A 7,925-nucleotide genomic window follows, 5' to 3' on the forward strand; every position below is an offset into this window, starting at 1 on the left:
CCGCTCCCCTTTTGAATGCCAACATCCAACGAATTGAAAGAATTTTAAAAGAGAGAATCAAATGTTAACCCAACGTTTATTACTCAGCGATCGCGGCGGCATGATTGTGCTGGGATTGGTATTGCTCGCCATGGTGCTGGTGCCCATCTGCAATATCCTCGTGCCAGAAACCTCATCGTTGCATATCTCCACCTTTATGGTGACGCTGCTTGGAAAATTTCTGTGCTACGCACTGCTTGCACTCGCGGTGGATTTAATCTGGGGTTATTGCGGAATATTATCGCTCGGCCACGGCGCTTTTTTTGCGCTGGGCGGTTATGCGATGGGTATGTATTTGATGCGTCAGATTGGCCCCCGCGGTCAATACGGTGACCCACTGCTGCCCGACTTTATGGTGTTTTTAAACTGGAAAGAATTGCCCTGGTATTGGCAGGGTTTTGATATGTTCTGGTTTGCGATGCTGATGGTGATTGTAATTCCCGGTTTGCTTGCGTTTGTTTTCGGTTGGCTTGCATTCCGCTCGCGTGTTACCGGTGTGTATTTTTCTATTATCACCCAGGCATTAACCTACGCGTTGCTGCTCGCGTTTTTCCGCAACGAAATGGGTTTTGGCGGCAACAATGGCCTTACCGATTTTAAAGATATTCTCGGCTTTCCTATTGCCGCTAACGGCACACGTATCTCACTGTTTTTAGCGTCCGGATTTATGTTGATAATTGCCTACATCGCCTGCCGCTATATTGTCACTTCGCGCATGGGGAAAATTATTGTCTCGATCCGCGATGCGGAAAGCCGCACGCGTTTTTGCGGCTATAAAGTAGAGTCCTACAAACTCTGGTTATTTGTATTCTCTGCGATTCTCGCAGGCATTGCAGGTGCTTTATATGTTCCGCAAGTCGGCATTATTAACCCCGGTGAATTTTCACCGCTCAACTCGATTGAGTTAGTCGTGTGGGTGGCCACTGGTGGGCGCGGCACTTTGTTTGGTGCGATTGTCGGTGCGTTTACCGTTAACTACGGCAAAACCATTTTTACATCTTATTCACCTGAAACCTGGCTGTTTGCCCTGGGTGCACTGTTTGTGATTGTGACGTTAGTATTACCCAAAGGTTTGGTTGGCCTTTTTAATCGCAACAAAAAAGTACCAGCCAAAATTAACACTACTGCCGAGCCAACAAACAGCACAGCAGAAACCGCCAAGGAGAACGTGTAATGAATATTCTTTCGCAAGCACGCCGCTCACTTGGCCAAGCTGATCCAAATTTTGGTGCACCGCTGGATACTACCAAAGGCACGATTCTGTATGTGGAAGGTATAACCGTTAGCTTTGATGGATTTCGCGCACTCAATAATTTAAACCTCTACATCGATGAAGGTGAATTGCGCTGCATTATCGGCCCTAACGGCGCGGGCAAAACCACCATGATGGATGTAATCACGGGCAAAACCAAACCGGATGAAGGCAGCGTTTTTTTCGGTCAGCAAATTAATTTGCTTGAACTCTCTGAGCATCAGATTGCGCGCGGTGGTATTGGCCGAAAATTCCAGAAACCCACTATTTTTGAAGCGCTGAGTGTGTACGAAAATTTGGAATTGGCAACCGCAGCCGATAAACGTGTGTGGTGGACGCTAACCCAGCAATTGAACAGCGCACAAAAATACCGTATTGACGAAGTACTGTTACAAATTGGCTTGCAAGAACATCGCTATAAAAATGCAGGTGCATTATCGCACGGCCAAAAACAATGGCTGGAAATTGGAATGTTATTGATGCAAAACCCGCGCGTGTTGTTGGTGGATGAACCCGTCGCCGGTATGACGGGAGAAGAGACCGAAAAGACCGCCGAGCTATTATTATCACTCGCGGGCGACCACTCAGTCATTGTTGTAGAGCACGATATGAAGTTCGTCCGCTCTATCGCGCGCAAAGTCACTGTATTGCACCAAGGCTCAGTGCTCACTGAAGGCACTATGGATCAGGTACAAAATGATCCAAAAGTAATTGAAGTGTATCTTGGTGAATAAAAAGTGAATAAATAGGACGAGAATACAACCATCATGCTGACGATCAAAAATATTAACCAATACTACGGCCAAAGCCATATTTTGTGGGACTTGTCCCTGAACCTGAAACAAGGTACCTGCGGCTGCCTGATTGGGCGCAATGGCGTGGGCAAAACCACACTGCTTAAATGCATTACCGGTTTATTGCCGGTACGCGATGGTTCCATTCAATTGAACGGTTATGACATCAATAAACTTTCTACCGAAAATCGCGCCCGCGGTGGCATAGGTTTTGTGCCACAAGGCCGTGAAATATTCCCGCTGTTAACGGTAGAAGAAAATTTAAAAATATCGCTCGGTGCACGCAAAGATAAATCACGTTTTATCCCCGGATTGATTTATGAACTGTTTCCCGTGCTAAAAGAAATGAAACACAGACGCGGCGGCGATTTATCCGGCGGCCAGCAACAACAACTCGCGATTGGCCGCGCATTGGTATTAGACCCGAAATTGTTAATCCTCGACGAACCCACCGAAGGTATCCAGCCTAATGTAGTGCGCGATATCGGCGATGTGATTCGTAAACTCAACCGCGAATTAGGCTTGACCGTATTACTCGTCGAACAAAAACTCCCCTTCGCCCGCCGTGTGGCCGATGATTTTTTTATTATGGAAAAAGGCAGTGTGGTCGCAACCGGGTCGATTGCCGATTTGAAAGATGATTTGGTGCAGCGCTATTTGAGTGTGTAAACCTTCAACGCACAAATGATGATGCAGACATGCGTATACCTGCACTAGTGGGTATACGCATCTGGTTGCTGCAGAATATCCTCGAGCACCTGCAATACTGAACCAATTAAAGGCTCTTGTTCGCGCCCGCGCAGCATCCCAAAAAATACACTTACGTATTGCTGCACATCTCCCAACAACACCAGCTCGCCCTTGGCTTGCGCTTCCAGCGCTGTATCCGCATGTAAAAAACCAACGCCCACACCACCAGCGATTAATGTGCGCGTCACTTTTTCATGATCCACACTCACTTGTTTTTGCGGACGGAACCCTCTATCCACAAATACCTGCTCTGCCACCTTGCCGCAGCAACTATTGGATGCAGGGCAGATCCAGGGCATAGTCGCGAGTTGTTGCCAATCCGGATTTTCTCCTGTTGTTACCCATCCTGTTGGAGCGGCAAGATAGACACCAAATTTATCCACCTCCAGTTTTAAAATTTCCGGCGAATACCTACCTGAATCCGCAAAAAATCCGACATCTAATGCACCAGTTAAAATAGATTGTTCTATTTCGGCGGAGCTGCCATAGACTAACTGCACATCGATATCAGGGCATTTTTCTGCGCAGGATGTTAGCAACTTGCCCAATACCAACGCGCTCGGCCCACGATTTGAACCCAAGCGGACTTTTCCTCCTACACGCCCTTTTAATTGCCGGGCCTCCTGAATTAGCTCGCGATGTAACGCCAACAACTGCTCCGCTTTGACCAGCAAAGCAGCACCCTTGTCAGTCAAACGCATACCGCGCGCTGTGCGCTCGAATAATAAAAAGCCAACCTCGTCCTCAATCGTTTTGATATGTGCGCTGACGGCTGGTTGACTCAGAAACAATAATTCAGAAGCGCGGGTAATGGTGCCCTCGCTGGCGATGGTCACAAATGTTTTTAATTGATAAATCTCCATAGCCCAGACTCACCTCACAAACCCAATGCCGATCGCTAATTAGATAATTGCGCGCATCAATGCACTAAAAACCAATGCCGACAAATAGAGCCCCGCACCAAATACGGTATGGCTCATCAGACTCTTTGCTCGGGCCTGCATAGGATTAGGCGCCTTTGCTGCAGCAATTCCCAACCCAAAAGCAGGCTGCATCATAAAAAAAGGAAAAATTACCGTCACTATACCTAGAGCCAGCGCGGGCATAAGCGATGGCGATATCAGCCATGCGCCCGATGCGGGAAGCACCAGAACAAAAGCATAGGCAATACCAATAAGGTAATGTGCTACCCAACCGATAGCACACTCACCCGTCCTTTTTTCTGCCGCACCAATTTTTTCATGGCGAAATATGCCTTCCCGCATATGGCTGAACCAACGGCCGACGAGACAAAAACTCAATGATTGGATATTAAACGCACGCCGTAAAACAATCGCCCATAGATCCATAATTGCCGTCGCACCAACACCAATAAAAATAGCACCTGCAAGATAAAAAATGTCGCTATTCATTCATCATCCTCCCCAATCAGTGCTGCCCAACAACGGCGGCCACCAACCTACGAACAATCGGTGTAATAAAAATGATCGTTGGGAAAGCCACAATAAATGCAAACATCCAGGCTTTTAGCCAAATGAAAATGATGTCATCGACTAATCCCACATTAAATACCGAAATGATGAAAGACATGATGCATGACATCAGCAAAGCCATAAAAAATGAAAAAACCTGCGGAGTATATTGTTTACTAATCACGTTAAAGCTCCTCTAAATAAGAATGGTGAGACAAGGTATTCACACTCATCTCCTCTGGTAACTCGCCTGGTTGCACTGCATGAGCGAGATAAGTCTGCATTGGGAACAATATGCTCGCACCCGAGCACACCGTCTAATTGAATATCTGGAGGGGGGACCTCAAAATTTTTGAGGAGAGAGAAGCTGTATCTGGCTTGGCATCATGTTATATACTTCTTGACTATAAGCCCCTATTGGGCGATTCTAGTGCCTACAAGTATATCGGCCACTCCAAAGCTGGTACTTATAACCTTTGGTTAGCAAATATGAGCACAAGTTTGCTATTTGCTTAAGTCACCCCAGCGATTTATCCGCTAGAGTAAAAGCTCCATCACATAAGAAGATATAACCCAAATGACTCAACTCCCTGCGCAAAGACTGTCCGTTGTTGAAAAAGTTGGCTATAGCCTGGGCGACCTCGCCGCCAACCTGATTTTCCAAACCCTGCTCACCTTCCTCGCGTTTTTCTATACCGATGTGTATGGAATTTCAGCGGGCAAAGCAGCCACCATCATGGCGATTGGCGGTATGTTTGGTGCCTTTTTCACCCCGGTGATGGGGATAATTGCCGACCGAACATCCACTCGCTGGGGTAAGTTCCGCCCCTGGTTACTCTGGACATCTATCCCCTTCGGCGCAGTAGCTTTGCTCGCGTTTAGCACGCCCGACTTCGATGAAAACGGCAAAGTGATTTACGCCTTTGTCACCTACATTTTGTTGTTGATTATCTACGCCGCGAACAACCTGCCCTACTCTGCGCTGAGCGGAGTGCTGACCGGTAATATGTCAGATCGCAATAGTCTGTCTTCCTACCGGTTTGTTGCGGTGATGGTCGCGCAATTTATTATCCAGGTGTTGTTATTGCCGCTCGTATTAATTCTGGGCGATGGCGATAAAGCGGTGGGTTTCCACAACACCATGTTGTTGTTTTCGATCGTTGGCACCGTGTTTTTCCTGATTGCTTTTGCCACAACCAAAGAAAGAATTTTACCTGTTGTTGCCGGACGTAACTCGATCGCCCAAGATGTTTCGGATTTGTTTAAAAACCTGCCCTGGATTGTGATGCTGGTAGTGACCGTGCTGGTATTTATCACTCTCGCTCTCAAAGGCGGCATGTACATATTTTATTTTGAAAATTATTTGAATGAAGCCAAGCTCGCAGAGTTCCTGCAAAACATCGGCTTTAACGGCTTTATCGCTGGACTCAATCACGGCCTGACCAGTATCGGCCTGTCAGAGTTCCAATGGCCGAAAGATGCACCTACTTCGGCGTTCAGTTTGTTTAATGCCTGCGGCATTATCATGATGATTATCGGGATTGGTTTCTCCAAAAACCTCGCCGATAAATTTGGTAAACGCAATGTCTTCGGCGGCGCGCTCTTTCTATCGACCTTGTTTGTATTAGCGTTTAAATTTTTCTCTGCCGACAGCATCGGTATCGTGTTTATCTCGCAAATCCTGCACGGCTTTTTTTACGGCGTCACTATTCCACTGCTATGGGCGATGATTGCCGACGTAGCCGATTACTCCGAGTGGAAAAATAATCGTCGCGCCACAGCGATTGTATTCTCCGCAATGATTCTCGGCCTCAAAGCAGGCTTAACTATCGGTGGTTCATTGGTCGCAGGTTTGCTCGCGTATTACGGCTATGAAGCCTCACTGCCAATGCAAAACCCTGAAACTATCGAAGGTATTAAAACGGCGGTGAGCGTGTTTGCATCCCTGCCATTCTTTGCTGCTGTTGCCTGTATGTTCTTCTACGCTATCAACAAGCCACTGGAAACACAGATTGAAGCCGACCTGAATGCCCGCCGCAAATCGGCAGGCCAATAATTATTTTAACAAACGATTGTTGTGATAAGTAAATGTTTGAAATGAAGTAGAGAGAATATTGTATGGCAGAAGAATTTTTAGCACCGGAAGTAGTTGCCGACCTAAAGGCACGCGCGATTTCCCAACCGCTGGTTGAGCACATCTACACTGCTGACCCATCGGCGCATGTGTTCAACGGCAAGATTTATATTTATCCATCGCATGATATTGAAGCGGGCATTCCGTTTAACGATAACGGCGATCATTTCGGGATGGAGGATTACCACGTAATTTCTCTTGATTCCCCCGATAGCCCCGCAGTGGATAACGGTGTTGCCCTGCATGTCAAAGATGTCGCTTGGGCTGAACGCCAAATGTGGGCACCCGATGCAGCCCATAAAAATGGCAAATACTATTTATATTTTCCAGCAAAACGCGCAGATGGCATTTTCCAAATCGGCGTAGCGGTAGGTGATTCACCTGTCGGTCCATTTAAAGCAGAACCCGAAGCCATCAAAGGCAGCTATTCAATTGACCCTGCTGTGTTTGAAGATAGCGACGGTGAGTACTACATGTACTACGGTGGTATCTGGGGCGGCCAGTTGCAGAATTATCGCAACAACCAATATGACGCAAAGCGCGGCGAACCTGCAGACAACGAACCAGCTCTCGGCCCTATCATTGCGCGCATGAGCGACGACATGAAAGAGTTCGCCGAAACACCGCGCGAAATCCAAATCCTCGATGAAAACGGCAAACCTCTGTTAGCAGGCGATCATGACCGCCGCTTCTTTGAAGCCTCCTGGATGCACAAATACAACGGCAAGTATTACTTCTCCTACTCCACTGGCAACACCCACTTTTTATGTTACGCCACCGGTGATAACCCCTACGGCCCCTTCACTTACCAAGGCCGCATTCTTGAGCCAGTGATCGGTTGGACGACGCACCACTCAATCGCTGAATTTCAGGGGCAGTGGTATTTGTTCTATCACGATTCGATTTTATCCAAGGGCATCACTCACCTGCGCTCGGTGAAGATGGCCCCACTGAATTACAACGCGGACGGCAGTATTCAAACCATTGTTCCCTATCGCGACTAATAGGGGTAGAATGCCGCCACTCGCTACTTGACGTGGGACGTTCGCAAGAACAACTCTTCAGGAGCGAACGGGGTCGATTTGGATTCGACGCTGGTGACAAAGTCTTAGGTGCATGTCGTGAGGGTAGCCAATCACGTAAATCCAAAGCTGCAAACTTACAGTTGCCAATGATGACAACTACGGTGCCCAATTAGCTGCGTAAGCAGCTTTTGAAAGCATCTTTAGCGGTTCGCCGCTAACGGTCTTTAACAAGGTGCCAGTACCGCGTTAACGCCCGTCATATAGAACTGGATCGCAGTGAAGCCTGCCTGGGGTGGATCAGCTAAAACTTATCAGGATCGCGCTTTACGTCCCGCCCGCTGGGCTGTAATTCGCTAAATCAATAGGCGGTTCTAAACATGTAGAGCCGAGGATGGAGTGCTGGCGGACGGGGGTTCAAATCCCCCCGACTCCACCAAACCATAAAAACAAAGGCCCTGA

The 7,925-nt window shown here is 47.7% G+C and carries 8 protein-coding genes and 1 other RNA gene; 6 read left to right on the plus strand and 3 right to left on the minus strand.

The genetic code is table 11. The features are described 5' to 3' along the window. Positions 1-61: 61 nt before the first annotated feature. The 3 genes from urtC to urtE are packed head-to-tail and all read left to right on the plus strand — an operon-like array spanning position 62 to position 2,754. Entirely contained in the window at positions 62-1,213 is a 1,152-nt protein-coding gene (gene urtC / locus B4E62_RS06245; protein WP_310075444.1) for an urea ABC transporter permease subunit UrtC, read from the plus strand. Then, on the plus strand, positions 1,213-2,025 hold the full coding sequence (gene urtD / locus B4E62_RS06250; RefSeq protein ID WP_310075441.1) for an urea ABC transporter ATP-binding protein UrtD: 813 nt from the start codon (positions 1,213-1,215) through the stop codon (positions 2,023-2,025). The genes urtC and urtD overlap by 1 nt, the downstream gene beginning before the upstream one ends. A 33-nt stretch (positions 2,026-2,058) precedes the next feature. Beyond that, a complete protein-coding gene (gene urtE, locus B4E62_RS06255) occupies positions 2,059-2,754 on the plus strand; it encodes an urea ABC transporter ATP-binding subunit UrtE (RefSeq protein WP_310075440.1) in 696 nt (231 codons plus the stop codon). Between the two features lie 44 nt (positions 2,755-2,798). Here urtE and B4E62_RS06260 read toward each other — a convergent pair whose 3' ends face one another. Genes B4E62_RS06260 through B4E62_RS06270 form a run of 3 tightly spaced genes read right to left on the minus strand, consistent with a single transcriptional unit; the run spans position 2,799 to position 4,491 of the window. Then, the gene (locus B4E62_RS06260; RefSeq protein WP_310075439.1) at positions 2,799-3,698 is read right to left on the minus strand and encodes a LysR family transcriptional regulator; all 900 of its coding nucleotides are present in this window, start codon (positions 3,696-3,698) and stop codon (positions 2,799-2,801) included. A gap of 39 nt (positions 3,699-3,737) precedes the next feature. Continuing rightward, positions 3,738-4,247, minus strand: a complete 510-nt coding sequence (locus tag B4E62_RS06265; protein ID WP_310075437.1) for a DUF2938 domain-containing protein — start codon at positions 4,245-4,247, stop codon at positions 3,738-3,740. Positions 4,248-4,263: 16 nt separating this feature from the next. Beyond that, complete coding sequence (locus B4E62_RS06270; protein ID WP_310075434.1) at positions 4,264-4,491, minus strand: DUF2798 domain-containing protein; 228 nt, start codon at positions 4,489-4,491, stop codon at positions 4,264-4,266. Between the two features lie 393 nt (positions 4,492-4,884). Between B4E62_RS06270 and B4E62_RS06275 the strand changes: the two genes are divergently transcribed. From B4E62_RS06275 to ssrA, 3 genes are all read left to right on the plus strand, one after another. After that, complete coding sequence (locus B4E62_RS06275) at positions 4,885-6,363, plus strand: glycoside-pentoside-hexuronide (GPH):cation symporter (protein ID WP_331351500.1); 1,479 nt, start codon at positions 4,885-4,887, stop codon at positions 6,361-6,363. A 62-nt stretch (positions 6,364-6,425) separates the two neighbouring features. Then, positions 6,426-7,445: a glycoside hydrolase family 43 protein gene (locus B4E62_RS06280; protein WP_310075430.1), complete on the plus strand. Its 1,020-nt coding sequence runs from the start codon at positions 6,426-6,428 to the stop codon at positions 7,443-7,445. A gap of 69 nt (positions 7,446-7,514) precedes the next feature. Beyond that, positions 7,515-7,902, plus strand: a transfer-messenger RNA (tmRNA) gene (gene ssrA / locus B4E62_RS06285). The last annotated feature ends 23 nt before the right edge of the window (positions 7,903-7,925 follow it).

This window comes from Cellvibrio sp. UBA7671 (assembly GCA_002483145.1).
Taxonomy (GTDB): domain Bacteria; phylum Pseudomonadota; class Gammaproteobacteria; order Pseudomonadales; family Cellvibrionaceae; genus Cellvibrio; species Cellvibrio fibrivorans.